At 40.7% G+C, this 16901-nt stretch carries 18 protein-coding genes; 12 read left to right on the forward strand and 6 right to left on the reverse strand.

The window, feature by feature from the left end:
• Nucleotides 1-82: 82 nt before the first annotated feature.
• The 3 genes from ACZ9EE_RS19390 to ACZ9EE_RS19400 form a co-directional block, all read right to left on the reverse strand.
• The gene (locus ACZ9EE_RS19390) at nucleotides 83-994 is read right to left on the reverse strand and encodes a DMT family transporter (protein WP_476029643.1); all 912 of its coding nucleotides are present in this window, start codon (nucleotides 992-994) and stop codon (nucleotides 83-85) included.
• A 101-nt stretch (nucleotides 995-1095) separates the two neighbouring features.
• Entirely contained in the window at nucleotides 1096-1608 is a 513-nt protein-coding gene (locus ACZ9EE_RS19395; RefSeq protein ID WP_476029645.1) for a hypothetical protein, read from the reverse strand.
• Nucleotides 1608-2078, reverse strand: a complete 471-nt coding sequence (locus ACZ9EE_RS19400) for a hypothetical protein (RefSeq protein ID WP_476029647.1) — start codon at nucleotides 2076-2078, stop codon at nucleotides 1608-1610. Before ACZ9EE_RS19400 ends, ACZ9EE_RS19395 begins: the two co-directional genes overlap by 1 nt.
• Before the next feature lie 192 nt (nucleotides 2079-2270).
• On the opposite strand from ACZ9EE_RS19400, the gene galE (ACZ9EE_RS19405) reads away from it, so the two are divergent.
• From galE (ACZ9EE_RS19405) to ACZ9EE_RS19435, 7 genes are all read left to right on the forward strand, one after another.
• Complete coding sequence (galE, locus tag ACZ9EE_RS19405; protein ID WP_476029649.1) at nucleotides 2271-3284, forward strand: UDP-glucose 4-epimerase GalE; 1014 nt, start codon at nucleotides 2271-2273, stop codon at nucleotides 3282-3284.
• Between the two features lie 40 nt (nucleotides 3285-3324).
• Nucleotides 3325-3780 carry a GNAT family N-acetyltransferase gene (locus tag ACZ9EE_RS19410; protein ID WP_476029651.1) on the forward strand — a complete coding sequence of 152 codons (456 nt, stop codon included), beginning with the start codon at nucleotides 3325-3327 and terminating at the stop codon, nucleotides 3778-3780.
• A 302-nt stretch (nucleotides 3781-4082) separates the two neighbouring features.
• A complete protein-coding gene (locus tag ACZ9EE_RS19415) occupies nucleotides 4083-4478 on the forward strand; it encodes a GntR family transcriptional regulator (RefSeq protein ID WP_476029653.1) in 396 nt (131 codons plus the stop codon).
• Nucleotides 4475-5161, forward strand: a complete 687-nt coding sequence (locus ACZ9EE_RS19420) for an ABC transporter ATP-binding protein (RefSeq protein ID WP_476029655.1) — start codon at nucleotides 4475-4477, stop codon at nucleotides 5159-5161. Before ACZ9EE_RS19415 ends, ACZ9EE_RS19420 begins: the two co-directional genes overlap by 4 nt.
• Entirely contained in the window at nucleotides 5162-5998 is an 837-nt protein-coding gene (locus tag ACZ9EE_RS19425; RefSeq protein WP_476029657.1) for a hypothetical protein, read from the forward strand.
• 13 nt (nucleotides 5999-6011) lie between these two features.
• On the forward strand, nucleotides 6012-7244 hold the full coding sequence (locus tag ACZ9EE_RS19430; RefSeq protein ID WP_476029659.1) for a hypothetical protein: 1233 nt from the start codon (nucleotides 6012-6014) through the stop codon (nucleotides 7242-7244).
• Between the two features lie 171 nt (nucleotides 7245-7415).
• Nucleotides 7416-7973 (forward strand): RNA polymerase sigma factor, encoded by a 558-nt coding sequence (locus ACZ9EE_RS19435; protein ID WP_476029661.1) that lies wholly within the window; start codon nucleotides 7416-7418, stop codon nucleotides 7971-7973.
• Between the two features lie 126 nt (nucleotides 7974-8099).
• On the opposite strand, the gene ACZ9EE_RS19440 is transcribed toward ACZ9EE_RS19435, so the two are convergent.
• A complete protein-coding gene (locus ACZ9EE_RS19440; protein ID WP_476029663.1) occupies nucleotides 8100-9305 on the reverse strand; it encodes an aminotransferase in 1206 nt (401 codons plus the stop codon).
• Entirely contained in the window at nucleotides 9302-9808 is a 507-nt protein-coding gene (locus tag ACZ9EE_RS19445) for an Lrp/AsnC family transcriptional regulator (RefSeq protein WP_476029665.1), read from the reverse strand. The genes ACZ9EE_RS19440 and ACZ9EE_RS19445 overlap by 4 nt, the downstream gene beginning before the upstream one ends.
• 504 nt (nucleotides 9809-10312) lie before the next feature.
• On the opposite strand from ACZ9EE_RS19445, the gene ACZ9EE_RS19450 reads away from it, so the two are divergent.
• The gene (locus ACZ9EE_RS19450; RefSeq protein ID WP_476029667.1) at nucleotides 10313-11578 is read left to right on the forward strand and encodes an MFS transporter; all 1266 of its coding nucleotides are present in this window, start codon (nucleotides 10313-10315) and stop codon (nucleotides 11576-11578) included.
• A gap of 65 nt (nucleotides 11579-11643) precedes the next feature.
• On the opposite strand, the gene ACZ9EE_RS19455 is transcribed toward ACZ9EE_RS19450, so the two are convergent.
• Nucleotides 11644-12945, reverse strand: a complete 1302-nt coding sequence (locus tag ACZ9EE_RS19455) for an NCS2 family permease (RefSeq protein ID WP_476029669.1) — start codon at nucleotides 12943-12945, stop codon at nucleotides 11644-11646.
• Between the two features lie 343 nt (nucleotides 12946-13288).
• On the opposite strand from ACZ9EE_RS19455, the gene ACZ9EE_RS19460 reads away from it, so the two are divergent.
• The 4 genes from ACZ9EE_RS19460 (at nucleotide 13289) to ACZ9EE_RS19475 (ending at nucleotide 16835) form a co-directional block, all read left to right on the forward strand.
• A complete protein-coding gene (locus ACZ9EE_RS19460; RefSeq protein ID WP_476029671.1) occupies nucleotides 13289-13654 on the forward strand; it encodes a P-II family nitrogen regulator in 366 nt (121 codons plus the stop codon).
• Nucleotides 13654-14970 carry an ammonium transporter gene (locus tag ACZ9EE_RS19465; protein WP_476029673.1) on the forward strand — a complete coding sequence of 439 codons (1317 nt, stop codon included), beginning with the start codon at nucleotides 13654-13656 and terminating at the stop codon, nucleotides 14968-14970. The genes ACZ9EE_RS19460 and ACZ9EE_RS19465 overlap by 1 nt, the downstream gene beginning before the upstream one ends.
• Nucleotides 14971-15105: 135 nt before the next feature.
• On the forward strand, nucleotides 15106-16077 hold the full coding sequence (galE, locus tag ACZ9EE_RS19470) for a UDP-glucose 4-epimerase GalE (RefSeq protein WP_476029675.1): 972 nt from the start codon (nucleotides 15106-15108) through the stop codon (nucleotides 16075-16077).
• Nucleotides 16078-16310: 233 nt separating this feature from the next.
• The gene (locus ACZ9EE_RS19475; protein WP_476029677.1) at nucleotides 16311-16835 is read left to right on the forward strand and encodes a hypothetical protein; all 525 of its coding nucleotides are present in this window, start codon (nucleotides 16311-16313) and stop codon (nucleotides 16833-16835) included.
• Nucleotides 16836-16901 lie beyond the last annotated feature (66 nt).

Below are 16901 nucleotides of genomic sequence, written 5' to 3' on the forward strand. Positions count from 1 at the left end.
TTAAGAAGGGATGGACAAGGATTGAAAAGCTTGTCGTTTAAAAAAAGGACGCTTAGGTGCGTCCTTTTCAATACCAAACAATTTAATTATAGGAACCTTCCTTGACTACTTTCGGGATTATTTTTTTTTCCTGTTTCTTAGTCAAAAATAAAAAGACTCCAACTAATACGAGCAGACCCCCGACTATTTGCCAGCCTGCTAGGTTTTCATTCAATAAGAAGAAAGCTAAAATCGTAGCACCGACTGGTTCTCCTAATATGCTCATAGATATGGTTGTTGCATTTACATAGTTTAAGAGCCAATTATTAATGACATGACTGACGGTTGGCACAGACGCAAGTAACAGAAAAATTCCCCACTCTTTAGCAGGATATCCGGTTACTTCCACACCTGCGGAAAGATTATAGATGGTCAATACAATCGCTGCGGATAGAAAAACGCAAAAACTATAGAGCCAATGAGAGACCTTTTTAACCGTTGACTGACCAATTAACAAGTAACCCACGACGGAAATAACACTTAAAAAGGAGAGGATATCCCCCATAATCGCACCCTTGCTTAAAGCCAAGTCACCCCAGCCAATCATCATTGCGCCTATGATCGCAATGCCCATGGTCAGGAGGGCAGAAAGGGTGGTGCGTTCCTTATACAAAAAGAATCCCCCAGCTAACGAAACAATCGGCTGCAGCGCCAGGATAATGGTGGAACTGGCTACCGTCGTCAACTTTAGCGAACCAAACCAGAGAACAAAGTGAAACGCTAAAAAGAGGCCGGAAAAAAATAAAAAATACCAATCTCGTTTCATAATTTTTTTAAACTCATGACGCTTTTTCCAAACGATTGGCAGCATCAAAATACTGGCAAACCACATCCGGTACATACTGAGAATTGAGGCCGGTGCGTCTGACCATTTCACAAAAATAGCCGAAAACGAAATCGCAATAATCGAAATCGTCAGCGGCAGGGCGATCGATTTTGAACCTTCCTGTTTCATAATTCCTCCTATGATAGGTAACTAATCTCAAATATCTTACTATTATACTCGTGTTTTTTATAGGTCTCAATCACTTTCCAAAAAATAACAAGCCGATTTGCCTAGTTAACCGGCTTCCTTAATGCTTTTAATTTTTTAAACCTGTAATTTATAAAAAGAAAAAACAAAAGATAAATACATAAGGTAAGTAAATAGACGGGGTAGGAGTAGATAAAATTCCAATTATAATATTTAAAAAAGTTAAATTTCACACTAACCCATTCCACCAGCATGGCAATGAATGACCATCCTAGAATGTACCAAAAGATTCGACGGCCGTGAATCGGCCACCTATCAAAAAAATAAACAAAAAAATAACCAAATGGCGGGTAGATAAACCAGCCAATCCAATCAAACAGCTCAAATTTGCCGAAGTCATTGATATCATACGTATTATAGCTTAAGCCTGCTAAAATATGGTCAGTGACTTGTACATAGGCCATTCCGAAAAAGAGGATCAGCAATGTGATCGTTAGCGGAAATCTTTTCGGAAGTTTGATGATCAATGAATAAGTGAGGAGAAGGGATATAATAATAAACCATTCGTTTTGGTCAAACTGATCGGGCAGCAGCATTAGTGATTCAACTCCTTCAAGACTAATTTTCGAAAAAGAAAATGAAGGTAGTGGGTGATGATATAAATACAAAGCCATAGGGCGAAATCATATGACCAATTCCAGTCCTTATAGGTAAGCACGTTAAAATAGGTTAACCCACTCTGTAATCCCACAATCGCGGCAACCGCAGCGAGGATTAGGAGAATTTTTAGCCACTTAGCCAGGACCTTGCGGCAATGATCGATGCAGCAGGCAATGATTAACGGATATAAAACAATAAATGTCAGATAAAAGGTAAAGTGTGCCGAAGTTTTATCAGCTAATTCAATTGCTTTAAAATTAAGCATCACTAGGTCCATGATATTGCTATCCAAATACATAACCAGCAGGAAAATCATCGTCAGTTCCAGTGTATTCAGTATCTTGGGTCTTACCGTACAATAAATGGCGGCAATTAAGCTGATGGTGGAATAAATGGTAAAAGACATTGTTTCCCCCTTTTATACAGAGTTTACCTTGTTGTTAATTAGACGTTTTATGTTATTGTGTCCAATTAGTAAGATCTTTTTCATAGGCTCCCCATTTTTTGTATTTTTTTGACATCATTTTTGGTAATATAGATGTAGTTTGCGAGAGAATATTGGTGGTTCAACAGAGCCTAATTAAAGGAGTGATCATATATGGCAGTATTAGTAACAGGAGGAGCCGGTTATATCGGCAGCCATACTTGTATTGAATTGTTAAATGCCGGACACGAAATTATCGTGGTCGATAACTATTCCAACAGTAAACCGGAATCCTTACAACGAGTAAAAGAACTCACGGGAAAAGATTTCGCTTTTTATGAGGTCGATTTGCTCGATCGGGCAGGCCTTGAAAAAGTATTTGCGGAAAATCAGATTGAAGCAGTGATTCATTTTGCGGGTTTAAAAGCAGTGGGTGAATCGGTATCGATTCCACTTCATTATTATCATAATAATATCACCGGAACACTGATCTTATGCGAAGTAATGAATCGATACGGTGTCAAAAACTTAGTCTTTAGTTCCTCTGCCACGGTGTACGGTATGCCAGAGCGAGTGCCGATTTCAGAGGATTTCCCGCTAAGCGCCACGAACCCATATGGCCGGACAAAGCTGATGATTGAGGAAATTTTGCGGGATTTATATGTCTCTGACCAGGAGTGGAGTATTGCGCTATTACGCTATTTCAATCCGATCGGCGCACACGAGAGCGGCCGGATTGGCGAAGATCCAAATGGGATACCGAATAACTTAATGCCATTCATCACCCAAGTGGCGGTTGGAAAATTAACGCAGTTACAAGTGTTTGGCAATGATTACCCAACCGTTGATGGCACGGGTGTACGCGATTATATTCATGTCGTCGATTTGGCAATCGGTCATTTAAAAGCGCTTGAAAAGATTCTCCCTGCAAAGGGTGTGGAAGCTTATAATCTTGGTACAGGTACAGGCTATAGTGTACTTGAAATTGTCGCTGCGTTTGAAAAGGCTGCCGATGTAACGATTCCATATAAAATTGTCGAGCGCAGACCGGGGGACATCGCTGTCTGCTTCGCCGATCCATTCAAGGCGAAAAATGAACTTGGCTGGACGGCGACAAGGGGAATTGCGGAAATGTGCGAGGATTCCTGGAGATGGCAGAAAAATAATCCGAACGGTTATGAAGACTAATTCTGTTTAGGGGTGGAATTAGCAAGCGGGGTGATCTTTTATGTTAATAAAACTAGATGATTTAACAGGACCTGAAATCGCGGAATTGATTAGGGAACATCTACATGGAATGACATTGAATTCACCGCCTGAGAGTATTCATGCGCTGGGGCTGGAAAAACTGCGCAGACCGGAAATCACGTTTTGGAGTGCCTGGGAAGATCAGGAGCTGCTTGGATGCGGGGCCCTGAAAGAATTGGATCCCCAGCATGGCGAGGTTAAATCGATGCGAACGTCTTCCAAGCATTTACGAAAAGGTGTTGCTAGAGCAATGCTTCAGCACATAATGGATGAAGCGAAGCGGCGCGGCTACCGGCATTTGAGTTTGGAAACAGGCTCGATGGATGCGTTTGTGCCAGCCAGAAAGCTGTATGCTGATTTTGGCTTCCGTTACTGTGAGCCGTTTGCGGATTATCTTAAGGACCCGAATAGTGTTTTTATGACGAAGGAAGTTTAGCAATAGTCGGATCCTACTGAATGAAGACTTGGCTTTTAAAATAACAATGAAAAGACGTGTGACTGGCTCACACGTCTTTTTTTGAACCGGTTGAAATTCAAGTGCGTATTACCTCGAAGTCAGGCAAGCAAATTAAAAAGATAATAGCGTTTTGTTTTGCAGATGAAAATTACCTGAATTGGTATTGACAGGAAGAGTGTATTACGGGTATAGTACACTTAAAGTGTATGAACCAATTAGTACACACACTAAAAAATACCATATGTGCATCCAAAAATGTAGGAAATGTAGGAGATGTTTTCATGAATGTTACCTTTAATAATCGGGACCCCGTCTACTTGCAAGTGGTTCGGTATTTTAAGGAGCAAATTGCGATTGGAAAACTTGAAGCGGGTCATGATATTCCTTCAAGGAGAGAGCTTGCTGCGATGCTTAAAATTAATCCCAATACAGCACAAAAGGCATATAAAGAAATGGAGGAACAGGGGTTGATTCATACAGAACGTAATTTTCCCAGCCGCATCACCAATAATAAAACAATTTTAGATTCAGTTCGTGAAGAACTTATTTTAGAAGCAGTGGATACGTTTGTAAATGCCATCAAGCCCATTAATGTGCCTCTGGACGAGCTGCTAAGCTTGATAAAAGACAACTATGATCGCGGTCAAAATTCATTAAGGGAGGAGACTTCAGAGTGATAGAAATACAAAATATTACGAAAAAATTTGGGCGGAAAAAGGTTTTGGATGGTGTTTCGTTTACGGCAAACCAAGGGGAAATAACTTGTTTAATAGGAATCAACGGCGTAGGAAAAACGACCACATTAAAAGCGATTATGGGTCTTACACCCATTAATAGCGGTCAAATATTAATAGATAATAAGCATTTGAACAAACGAACCTATGAAAAACTGACATTTATTCCTGATGCGATCACAATGCCGGCTCAAATGACGATTCATGATGCTTGTGTTTTTATGGATGATTTCTATACCAATTGGAACCAGGAACGCGCCGAGGAGCTGCTTCGATTTTTCAAACTAACAGAAGATATGCGGATTGCAGAATTATCAAAAGGCAACACCGCAAAAATAAACTTGCTTTTAGGATTGGCCATCGATGTAAATTATGTGCTTATGGATGAGCCATTCTCCGGCATTGATATTTTCAGCAGGGAACAGATAGCGGAGGTTTTCTCCAGTCACCTAGTGGAAGGTAGAGGCGTGATTATAACTACCCATGAGATTAATGACATTGAACATTTAATCGATAAAGCTGTTCTTTTGGATAATGGCAAAGTTTTGAAGGAATTTTACACGGAAGATCTTCGTTTAACGGAAGGTAAATCGGTAATCGATGTATTGAGAGAGGTGTACCAATAAATGAATCGTTATATGAAACTCGTGAATTATGAAATCAATCGTTTCGTTAAAATTTACCTTTCCCTGCTGTTGATTACGTTCATTACTCAATTCGCAGGAGTGCTTATAAGTTCGGTGAATAACAAAAATAATGTAAGGCGTGTCATGTATGAACAATCATGGTCAATGGCCGAATACATACGTCACAATGGGAAAATTTCCTTTTTATCCATTGTCGAGAGCCTATGGTTTCTGGGGCCAATCGCTGTTTGTGCTGGTGCCATGATTTTTTATATTTTTCTCATCTGGTATCGTGACTGGTTTGGTAAAAATACGTTTATATACCGTCTATTGATGCTGCCTACATCGAGATTAAACATATTTTTTGCCAAAGCGACTGCCATTTTTATAATGGTACTTGGTTTAATTGCGTTTCAATTAGTATTACTGCCTTTACAAAACGGACTGTTTCAGTGGATTGTTCCTGCTGATTATATTTATGTCATGAATATAAGTGAGATCACGCGTGCTAGTACATTTATTAGTATGATCATCCCAAATACCTTTAGCGAATTTCTAGCATACTATGGAATTGGTTTCATCGCTATCCTTGTTGTCTTTACTGCCATTCTATTTGAAAGAAGCTATCGCTGGAAAGGGATTGTGCTAGGCATCTTTTATATCATTCTAGCAGGAGCCGTTTTTTTGTCCCCACTAATCATCATGGTTATTTTCGAACGCAATAACATCTTTTATCCATTAGAGTTTTTGCTCCTTGAGATCGGATTGGGTTTACTAGTTACATTTATATCGATTTGGATAAGTAAATTTTTACTAAATAGAAAGATCACTGTGTGAGGAGAACAAAATAATGAAACGATACCTCAAATCTATCATATTTGTATTGGTCATTTTCCTATGCCTCGGAACATTTTATATTAAGTCAGCTGCCACATCTAACCCGGAGTTCGTCTTAAAGAAGCAGAGCGGCAGCGAAAAGTCCGCTAATGCTGTAGTTATTCAAGGTTATTATCAAAATGAACGATTAATGGATCACGTAATGATTTCTTCCAAGGGATCGTTCTATGATAGTTCCATGTCTATCCTTGGAAAAATCGATAAACAATTATTTGGTAATGGAGAAAATCAGCAGCTAGAGAAAGAATATCGTTCATTTATGAGAGGTAAAACGGGAGTGAACTCGTTCTATCAAGATGAGGATTTGCTACTATATGCGAATATTATTGTAAAACACTCCAGTATGGGTCCGGAGGATTTCAAATTTGAAATTTCCATGCTGGAAAAAGACACAAAAGCAGAAACCTCTTATATGATCCAACCTCCAAATAAAAATAGGTATCTATTCGTTAGTGTGGAAGATATTCAAATGCAAGGAAACAAACTGAAAATCCTGACAAGGAATGTGACGGCCAATCCATCAGGTTATGCAATTGATTCGGAAAGAAATGAGCTGCATGTTTATACTATCGATTTGGACAGTAAAAAAGTGGTAGATGATCAAACCGTTTTGACTTCAGGTGAAGATAAGAACTTTTACACAAATATTTATATGCTCCAAGAAACCGACATGACCCAACCGAATGATTCCGCATTTTATTACAAGGTTACCGCAAAACGATCGGAAGAACAGGAAAAAACAGTTGGCACTGAGCTAATATGGGTGAATTTGAAAACAGATGAAGCAAAGAAAGTAGATATTCCTAAAGAACTGCAAGAAAATATCAATTTAAATGCAATGGCGTACTATGACAATAAAATGATTTATTTTGCATTAGAAACAAAAGAAGGTATTAAAGTGGCCGCATTTGATCCCCATACAAAAAAAGTAATGAACAGTATAAATTTAAAATTGGATCAATCGGATTTGGCGGAGAGATTCATTTTTAATATTAAAAATGGAAAGGCATATGTACTTACTTCGCCAGAAAAAGTAGGACAGGATCCACAGCCTGCTATCCTCATAGTGACCGATCTTGAAACCGGAAAGCAACTTTATAAAGGAGTCATTACGTATAAAAATGCAAGCAATCAAATGAGTAAAACAGATGGTTATGTTTCATTGGACAGATTGATTGTCGAATAAATTGTCGGATTTCCATTTGGTTTATTCAAAATAAGTGTATGTGAAAAAACGATGATAACTAATTTAAACTATCGATTTTTTCTAAAGAACAACATCTTTAATCCCATTTCCAATATTTTCAATAAGGAGTATAGTTAATGTATAGATTATGATAGTAGGAGAATCGGTAAATTGAGAGAGCTGCTTGAACAAAAATCCAAACAATTAGATTCTATCATGGAATCCATAAATCTAAAGCATAGACAGTCCTTAAGATTATTTGCTTTTAAGTTTATTGGGGACTGGGGAATAGTCGATGATATTATCCAAGAGGTGTTTATAAAAGTATTTTTGAAACTGAATACCTTACATGAGGAATCTGCCTTAAAATCATGGTTATATTCGATAACTGCCAATCAGTGCAAGGATTATCTTCGAATGAAATATGTAAACACTACCTTATTAACAGATCATTTTGATGAATTAGCTTTTTCCAACCGAAATATGGTTGAGACAGAAGTCCTGATTAATTCCGATATGTTTTTGCTCAAAGAAATCATCGAGTCTTTACCGAAGCATTATAAAGAACCGATTATTTTATATTATTTTTATAATTTAACCTATCAAAAAATTAGTACGATCTTAAGAGTCTGTGTTGGAACGATAAAAGTACGAATTTATCGAGCGAAAAAAATCATTCGAGAAAAGTTTATTGATCAGGATACGATTGGCTTTTATTCCATCGAATAGACAATTGAAGCAATGGCAATACCTTCGCTTGCATGAAGCAAACTTCAGTATAATTACCACCATAAAAAACTGCACTCCTCATTATTAGAATGTGTGTCTAATAATGCGGGTGCAGTTTTGCTTTTCTTATTCTACTTCCACTTTTTTCGCTTCTTCTTTTGCATAAATGCCCTTGGATTGGATAAACCGTTGAATCCGTTTGAGTGCTTCCTGAAGCTGTTCCATGGAAGCGGCGTAACTGCAGCGAATATAGCCTTCACCGCTTTCACCGAAAACATGACCAGGTACGACGGCGACTTTTTCCTGTACTAACAGTTCTTCGGCAAATTGTTCGGAGCTTAAGCCGGTAGCGCGGATCGATGGGAATACATAAAAGGCCCCGCCTGGGGTGTGGCAATCGAGACCCATCTGATTTAAGGTCTGCACCATATAATTCCGTCTGCGGCGATAGCTGTTACGCATGGAGATTACTTCATCGTACGTATTGCGAAGGGCCTCAATCGCACCGTGCTGAAGCATATGTGGTGCACACATCGTGGTATATTGATGGATTTTCAACATCACCTCGACGAATTCGACCGGTCCAGCAAGGAAACCTAATCTCCAGCCTGTCATCGCAAACCCTTTGGAAAAACCATTTATTAGAATTGTCCGCTCATACATGCCTTCAATCGCGGCAATACTACAGAATTCTTCATCATAGGAAAGCTCAGCATAAATTTCATCCGAGACCACGAGTAAGTCGTGCTTTTTGACGATGCCAGCGATTTCAATAAGCTCATTTTTTGTTAGCATACTGCCAGTCGGATTGTTTGGCGAGCACAGTAAGATGGCTTTTGTGTTTGGTGTAATCGCCGCTTCGATTTGTTCTGGTGTTACTTTAAAGCCGTTTTCTGGTGAAGTGGAAACTGGAACGGGCTTCCCGCCAGCAATCGCTACTAACGGCCCGTATGAAACGAAGGCAGGCTCAACAATTAAAACTTCATCGCCCTGGTTTAAAATAGCGCGGAAGGCGAGATCGATGCCTTGGCTTGCCCCGATTGTAACAATCACTTGGTTTTTCGGATTATACTGTACTCCGAATCTTGTAATTAAATAGTTGGTAATTTCTTCTCGTAATTCGAGCAGACCAGCGTTTGCTGTGTAAGATGTATAGCCTTGCTCGAGTGAAAGAATCGTCGCTTCACGAATGCTCCACGGGGTGGTGAAATCTGGTTCACCGACCCCTAATGAAATGACCCCTTCCATGCTGGCAGCAAGGTCGAAAAACTTTCGTATCCCTGAAGGCTGCAGTTCTTTGGCTGTCTGGGATAGATAGTGCTCGTACTTCATGGTGTAACCACCATCCTGCGGTCTTTATCATCATTTTCACTCTTAAAAATAACACCGTCATGTTTGTATTTTTTCAACATAAAATGGGTGGTCGTTGAGATGACGTTTTCGATCGTTGATAGTTTTTCTGACACAAAATTGGCAATTTGGTGCATGGATTTTCCTTCAACGGTAATGGAAAGGTCATAGGCACCGGACATAAGGTACAGGGATGATACCTCAGGGAATCGGCTGATTCGCTGGGCTACCTCATCAAAACCTACACCGCGTTTAGGTGTGACTTTTACATCGATCATCGCGATAACATTCTCGTGGCCTTCTACTTTGCTCCAGTCGATTAAGGTTGGGTAGCTGATGATGATTTGTGATTGTTCTAATTTTTCGATCGTCGCTTTAACGGTTTCTTGACTGCACATGGCCATTAAGGCGATGGATTCTATAGGTAATTTGTGATTTTCTTCAATGATTTTTAAGATTTCAATTTCCTCACTGCTAAGGTGCATGTGGATGTCCTCCTATTTCTTTAAACTCTTATTATTTCCAGCGTCAGCCCCATATAAAGGCACTTGCGCTTTTCTCACTTATTCATGATTTTAATCCTATTTGCGAAGTCTGTCACGTGAAGTTGAAAAATATTTTGTATTTTTCTGAAAGATAGGGAAAAGTGGAAACTAGAGGAATCGTCTAAAAAAAGGCTCTGTTAAACGTTATTGTTGTTTTTATACTCTGTTGATTGGAGCGGAGGGTGCTCGACTCCTGCGGGAGTACGGGGCAGGGGAGAACCCACAGGCGCTTTCAGCGCCGAGGAGGCTTCCCGGCACGCCCGCGGAAAGCGAGCGCCTGGAGCGGAAATCAACAGCGATATTTTACAGAGCCTAAAAAATGAAACTCTCTGAGGCTAATTCATCATTTTTTTAATGAAAACGTCATCACTTTAAATTAGTAAATTCTTATGACAAAATTGGAGTATAATAGGAAATAGATTATCGCAACAGGAGTAGTGAACAGTGGAAAAACAAACTAGCAAATATAGATGGGTCGTTTTTGCCTCGGTCTTATTTACCTATTTTTTAATCGTCAGTCAACGGACAGCACCGGGATTAATTTCTGACCAATTAATGAAGGATTTCAATTTAACAGCAGCCACGATTGGATTGCTGACAAGCATACAATTTCTTGCCTATGCAGGCTTTCAAATTCCAGTCGGCATTTTGTCTGACCGGTATGGGCCGAATTTCTTCCTGATCATCGGTGCTTTATTGAACGGGATTGGTACTTTAATTTACAGTCTCGCTCCGAATGTATTTTTTCTTCTATTCGCTAGATTATTGGCCGGTTTAGGGGATGCGACAATTTGGGTAAACCTGGTGTTGATTTTAAGCCAGTGGTTTAAAGTCAGAGAATTCATCGGCTTACTCGGCATGGCGGGAATGGCCGGAAGCTTTGGGTTCCTGCTCGCAACCGTTCCTTTCTCAGCGTGGATCTCTTTATCAGGCTGGCGCACGCCCTTTTTTATAACAGGAATCGTTTTGGTTTTAAGTGCCGTGCTTCTATACGTTGTCCTCGAAAAAAAATCCAAGCAATTATTTAAAAATGATGCAGTAAAAGCGAAACAAAAGAAACCGCGTGAAAAGACAATGGTCGTTTTGCGGCGAATCTTTTCAAGCCGTCAAGCATGGGCTGCCTTCTTTTGTCACTTTGGATTAGTGGGCTCCTACGTTGGATTTATCGGTTCATGGGCGGTTCCTTATGGGATGCATGTGTATGATATGACCCGTTCAGAGTCAAGCCGGCTAATTATGATTGGTTTAATCGGTGCCTTAGTTGGCGCGCCGATGACCAGCTGGATCTCAAGCAAGTTTGATTCGATTAAGCGTCCATATGTCGTGGTCCATGTGATTGCTTTTCTCAGCTGGCTGATTTTATTCTATAGTGGAAAGCCGCCTTACTATATGCTCGTCATACTCTTTTTACTGATTGGGTATGGGAATGGCTCCAGCTCGTTAACGTTTGCGGTTGTTCGAAAGTCGTTTGATATAAAGGAAGTCGGTGTGGTTTCGGGCTTTGCCAATACAGGGGGCTTTTTAAGTGCGGTTCTCCTGCCAGGTATTTTTGGAAATGTATTAGATCATTTTCATACATCGTCCGCAAGTGTGGGGTATCATTATGGATTTATGATTCCCGTTATTTTCTCGCTTCTCGGGTTATTCGGCGGAATTTTTATAAAAGAAGAACGCCAGGAAGCCAAAAAGCCTAGTGAAATTACAGCATAAAAAAAGAGTCCGAATCCGGACTCTTTTTTACGTTCAGCCTTGGTCAAGGCACTTACGTTTGGAATTTAATGCTGCAAAAAGGCTAATTGAATAAAGAACAAGACCGCAAATACATAAATTAAGGGATGAATCTCGCGCCATTTCCCTTTCACCAATTTTAAAATGGGAAAGCTGATAAAGCCAAGAGCAATCCCAGTTGAGATACTGGAGGTCAGCGGCATGGCTATAACCGTTATGAAGGCAGGGAAGGCTTCATCTAATTCACTCCAATTAATTTTCGCGATACTGCCCATCATTAAACTCCCGACAATAATCAACGCTGGTGCCGTAATGGCCGCAATCCCGGACACGGCGCTCACAAGCGGACCAAAGAAAGCTGAAACGACAAAAAGGGAAGCAACCGTTACAGAGGTTAAACCAGTACGACCGCCTGCCGCAACGCCGGAAGTCGATTCAATAAAAGCAGTAGTCGGGCTGGTTCCAAAAATCGATCCAACCATGGTCGCAATAGAATCAGATAGGAGGGCCTGTCTCGCACGCGGAAGCTTATCCCCCTTCATTAACCCCACTTGATTGGCAACCCCGATCATTGTTCCGGTGGTATCAAAAATCGTCACAAGGATGAAAGAAAAGACAACCGCATAAAGACTGTGATGAATGACGTCACCAAATGCAGTGAGCGGGTTTCCAATCATTAGTCCTTCCGGAAGGGATGGAAGTGACATAACCCCTTTTTCGAAGGAGAGCTGACCTGTAAAGAAAGCAATCACTCCGGTGACAATCATACCGAAAAATAAGGCCCCATTGACTCGAAGGACCATTAAAATCAACGTAACAGCCAGTCCTACGATCGTTAAAACGGCTGAAGGGGAATGAAGGTCGCCCAACCCCACTAAATTAGATGGATGGGCAGTAATGATTTTGGATTCGCGCAGGCCGATAAAAGCGATAAATAAACCAATTCCAGCCGTAATTCCGTGCTTTAAATTATCTGGAATTGCCTCAATCAATTTTTCCCGAAACGGTGTTAACGACAAGATGACAAAAATAATTCCAGCAACGAAAACAGCGGCGAAGGCGGTCTGGTAACTAATTCCCTGGTGGCCGCCAACGACAGAATAAGCGAAGTAGGCGTTCAATCCCATTCCTGGTGCGATGGCAATCGGGTAATTGGCGAACAGCCCCATCCAAAGGGTTCCGACCAATGCAGCGATGATGGTGGCCGAAAAGACCTGTTCAAAAGGGACGCCGGCATCGGCTAGAATGACAGGGTTGACGACCACGATATAGACCATTGTGAAAAAGGTGGTTATTCCAGCCATCAATTCTGTTTTTGTATTCGTATGATTTTCTTTTAATCTAAACATAAGGGTACCTCCAAAATACGAACATTTTTCAACAACTTTACTATAATATTCGTTTTTAAAGCGACTATCAATAGGTAATTTATATTTTTTCCGATTTAGCCTTAGACTACGCAAGGGGAGGGACATAAAAAATTCAAAAAATGGCAAAAGATAAGCCCTTTATCCGGTCAAAGCAAGTTGAAGTATGATTTTAATAACTTAAGTTTTTATTAATTTAAAGAGATGAGTACTTCGTGAGTATTCAGAAAATAAAAATTCCTTTAAATATTAATTGACGCCAGATAGTAAAATGTTATATATTTTATCATATTGATGTAAGGAAATATAACATGGAGGTGTTTCCATGAAAAAAATAGAGGCAATCATCAGACCCGAAAGGCTCACAGAGACGATTAAAGGGTTAAAAAGTATCGGGATCACTGGTTTTACGGTTTCGCAGGTCGTGGGACGCGGCAAACAAAAGGATACAAAAGGTGTGTATCGCGGAAAGAATTATCAGGTCACGCTGCATCCTAAGGTAAAATTAGAAATTATTCTTTCGGACTATCTAGTGGATTCAACGATTCAGACGGTTGTAAAGGCGGCCCAGACAGGCGAAGAGGGTGATGGGAAAATCTATGTTTATCCTATTCTTGAAGCCTATAACATTCGGACGGGAACATATGATGATGATATTGACGATTTAGTAAACCGGGGGGAGGAACTTTAATGGTACTCACGTATATCAATACAGTTTGGGTAGTTCTTGCAGCGGCGATGGTATTGTTTATGGAGGGTGGTTTCAGCTTACTTGAAGCCGGTTTTGTACGGACGAAAAATGCCGTTAATGTGACCATGAAAATCTTCGTTGACTTAACGATTGGTGCATTAGCGTTTTGGATGGTTGGTTTTGGAGTTATGTTCGGTAAGGATGCCTTTGGAGTGATTGGAACAAACTTGTTTGGAAGCCCGGAAAAAATTACGCTTGCGATTCATTTACCAAGTGTTGCCTTTGTTCTTTTTCAAATGGGATTTGCAGTGGCAAGTATTTCGATTATTTCAGGTGCTGTAGCGGAACGAATGAAGTTTAAAGCCTATGTAGTGACGGCGGCACTGATTTGTATTGTGATTTATCCAATGTCCGGCCACTGGATTTGGAATAGTGACGGCTGGTTAGCGAAACTCGGTTTTAAGGATTTTTCAGGCTCGGCAGCGATTCATGCGGTAGGCGGCTTTTCCGCTTTGGCGATGGCGAAATGGCTTGGACCAAGGAAGGGCAGATTTAATTCCGATGGCAGTGTGAACGTATATGCGCCAAGTAATATTCCATTAGCATCAGCAGGAGCCTTCATCCTGTGGTTTGGCTGGTTTGCCTTTAATGCCGGAAGTACCTTGGATGCATCAAGTCCGTCGCTGGCGCCGATTGCGATTAATACGATGCTTGCTGGAGCGAGCGGCGGGGCGGCTGCTTTATTTTTAACGATGAAAAAATTCGGTACAGCTGACCCGAGTATGACCATTAATGGAGTGTTGTCCGGATTAGTAGCCATTACCGCGGGTTGTGCGAATGTTTCTGAGTGGTCCGCAGTCATAATTGGTATGGTTAGCGGGCTGTTGGTGATTTACGCCACACTATTCGTTGACTATATAAAGGTGGATGATCCCGTTGGAGCGGTCGCTGTCCATGGGTTCGGGGGAATTTTTGGAACGCTTGCGGTCGGTTTGTTTGATAAGACGGACGGCTTGTTAACGACTGGGCATGTTTCGCTCATCCTTGTTCAGTTGTTAGGAGCTGTTGTTGTGATTGCTTGGGGACTGCTGGGCGGGACGTTTATGGCTAAGGTTTGCGAAAAGACTGTCGGCTTCCGCGCCACCGAGCGCGAAGAAGAAGAGGGCTTGGATATGTCCTACCATGGTATTCCGGCTTATAACGAGTTGGAGCGGTTTACCGATCTCCCGACAAGCTTGTTTAATTTTGAAGAAACGACGGGTATTACGGTGGCACCACCCTCTAGCAGCAAAGTAAAAACAGGTAATTCATTCTAAGTAAAAGGCCGGATTCATTTAGGAATCTGGTCTTTTTGTGTGTAGTAATAATTGGTAAATGGCCTGTAGAAGCTGTTTTTTAAGAATAATGTTATAATAATGAAGGTTTTTAATTCTAGCTAAGGGGAAATGAATATGATTCTCGTCGTTGGCGGAGCTGGTTACATTGGTAGCCATCTCGTTAAGGAATTAGTAGAAAAAGAGGATGTTGTCGTATTGGACAACCTATCAACAGGCCATCGTGAAGCCGTTGATAAGCGAGCTATCTTTGTAAAAGGGGATCTCGGCAATGAAGACGACCTTCATATGGTGTTTAGAAGTTATCCAATTAAAGCCGTCATGCACTTTGCAGCCTATAGTTTGGTCGGAGAGTCCGTTATTGATCCGTTGAAATACTATGAAAATAATGTGGCATCTACCTTAACACTGTTAAAAGTGATGATTAAATTTAAAGTGAAAAACTTTATTTTCTCTTCTACAGCTGCTACCTATGGAATCCCTGATGTAGAGTTGATTGATGAAGAGACTAAGACTGCTCCAATTAATCCTTATGGACAATCCAAGCTGATGGTCGAGCAGATGCTGGCTGATTTTTCAAAATCATACGGGTTAAACTATGTTGTGCTTCGTTACTTTAACGCGGCGGGTGCCCATCAATCAGCGGCTATTGGCGAAAGTCATGACCCGGAAACACATTTAATTCCGATTATTCTGCAGCAGCTCTTAGGAACTCGGGAAAAAATTTCTGTGTTTGGATCGGATTATGATACGGCCGATGGAACGTGCATCCGCGATTATATCCATGTAACAGATTTAGCACAGGCGCATATTCTTGCCTTAGAAGCCTTATTATCAGGGGAGAAATCCACTGAGACGTATAATTTAGGCAATGGACTTGGCTATTCTGTTAAAGAAGTTATTGAGACTTGTGAACGAGTAACGGGAATCAAAGCGAACGTGGAAATGGCTGAACGCCGTGCGGGAGACCCTGCTAGATTAGTAGCTTCGTCGAAGAAAATTTATACTGAGTTAGGCTGGAAAGCAGAGCGCAGTCTTGAGAAAATTATTGCCGATGCTTGGAATTGGCATCAGAATCAATTATATTAATTTTTAATGAAAAGCAATGCGCCAATATAGCGGCGTATTGCTTTATTTTTTTGCTAAATGAAATGGAGCGGAGAATTAAGAACGTATTAAGCTGCTAGGAATCATCGATCAGGATAAGAAGGGAGCATCTGTCATTTTCATTTTCACACACTTTTCACACATTTGTCCCGAGGTTATGCCGTAACTCTTGTCTATACTTGTGATGTAACAAGGACAAGTTAAGGAGTGATTGGATGTTGATGAAGAAGGGCTTAACTGCTTGCTTGGGGGTCGTGATTCTGCTTGGCAGCGGGATTTATGGAATCCATAGTGTTTCTGCTGCTGGAAACCCGCAAATTATCGAAACAAAGACAAATGTTGAGGGCAGCCATGCTGGGAAAAGGTTCAAGGTATTGAGTCAATTTAAAGAGCAAATGCATCAAGTCAATCAGCTAAAAGAAGAACGGTTGGATTTGAAAAAACAAGCCGTTGAAAAAAAAGATACTCTGCTTGATTTATGGATGGCAGCAAAACAAAGTGGTCATAAAGAGAAACTTAAACAAGTTAAGGAAGAAAGAAAACAATTAAAAGCACTGAATAAAGAGATAAAAACCAAGGTCACAGCAGGAAAAGACGACCGAAAGGCACTAAAAGAGGCAGTGAAAAAAGGGGAAGGCAGTGAGCAATTCACCAAATTGATCTCAGATCAACAAGCGATTAATGCCAAAATGAAAGAGGAGCTTTCACTGTTAGACCAGCTGATTGCTCACTTAAAATAGTTTTCAATCCAGGAAGAGATAGTATTTTAATGCTATCTCTTCTTTGTATATAATGAAGCCGAGGTG

Source organism: Bacillus sp. URHA0034 (assembly GCF_056280405.1).

Coding starts and splice junctions, on each gene's coding strand:
- ACZ9EE_RS19455 (WP_476029669.1), bottom strand. CDS start 12,945: ATGTTTAGATTAAAAGAAAATCATACGAATACAAAAACAGAATTGATG.
- ACZ9EE_RS19415 (WP_476029653.1), top strand. CDS start 4,083: ATGAATGTTACCTTTAATAATCGGGACCCCGTCTACTTGCAAGTGGTT.
- ACZ9EE_RS19390 (WP_476029643.1), bottom strand. CDS start 994: ATGAAACAGGAAGGTTCAAAATCGATCGCCCTGCCGCTGACGATTTCG.
- ACZ9EE_RS19445 (WP_476029665.1), bottom strand. CDS start 9,808: ATGCACCTTAGCAGTGAGGAAATTGAAATCTTAAAAATCATTGAAGAA.
- ACZ9EE_RS19410 (WP_476029651.1), top strand. CDS start 3,325: ATGTTAATAAAACTAGATGATTTAACAGGACCTGAAATCGCGGAATTG.
- ACZ9EE_RS19395 (WP_476029645.1), bottom strand. CDS start 1,608: ATGCTGCTGCCCGATCAGTTTGACCAAAACGAATGGTTTATTATTATA.
- ACZ9EE_RS19400 (WP_476029647.1), bottom strand. CDS start 2,078: ATGTCTTTTACCATTTATTCCACCATCAGCTTAATTGCCGCCATTTAT.
- ACZ9EE_RS19430 (WP_476029659.1), top strand. CDS start 6,012: ATGAAACGATACCTCAAATCTATCATATTTGTATTGGTCATTTTCCTA.
- ACZ9EE_RS19465 (WP_476029673.1), top strand. CDS start 13,654: ATGGTACTCACGTATATCAATACAGTTTGGGTAGTTCTTGCAGCGGCG.
- ACZ9EE_RS19460 (WP_476029671.1), top strand. CDS start 13,289: ATGAAAAAAATAGAGGCAATCATCAGACCCGAAAGGCTCACAGAGACG.
- galE (WP_476029649.1), top strand. CDS start 2,271: ATGGCAGTATTAGTAACAGGAGGAGCCGGTTATATCGGCAGCCATACT.
- ACZ9EE_RS19425 (WP_476029657.1), top strand. CDS start 5,162: ATGAATCGTTATATGAAACTCGTGAATTATGAAATCAATCGTTTCGTT.
- ACZ9EE_RS19475 (WP_476029677.1), top strand. CDS start 16,311: ATGTTGATGAAGAAGGGCTTAACTGCTTGCTTGGGGGTCGTGATTCTG.
- galE (WP_476029675.1), top strand. CDS start 15,106: ATGATTCTCGTCGTTGGCGGAGCTGGTTACATTGGTAGCCATCTCGTT.
- ACZ9EE_RS19440 (WP_476029663.1), bottom strand. CDS start 9,305: ATGAAGTACGAGCACTATCTATCCCAGACAGCCAAAGAACTGCAGCCT.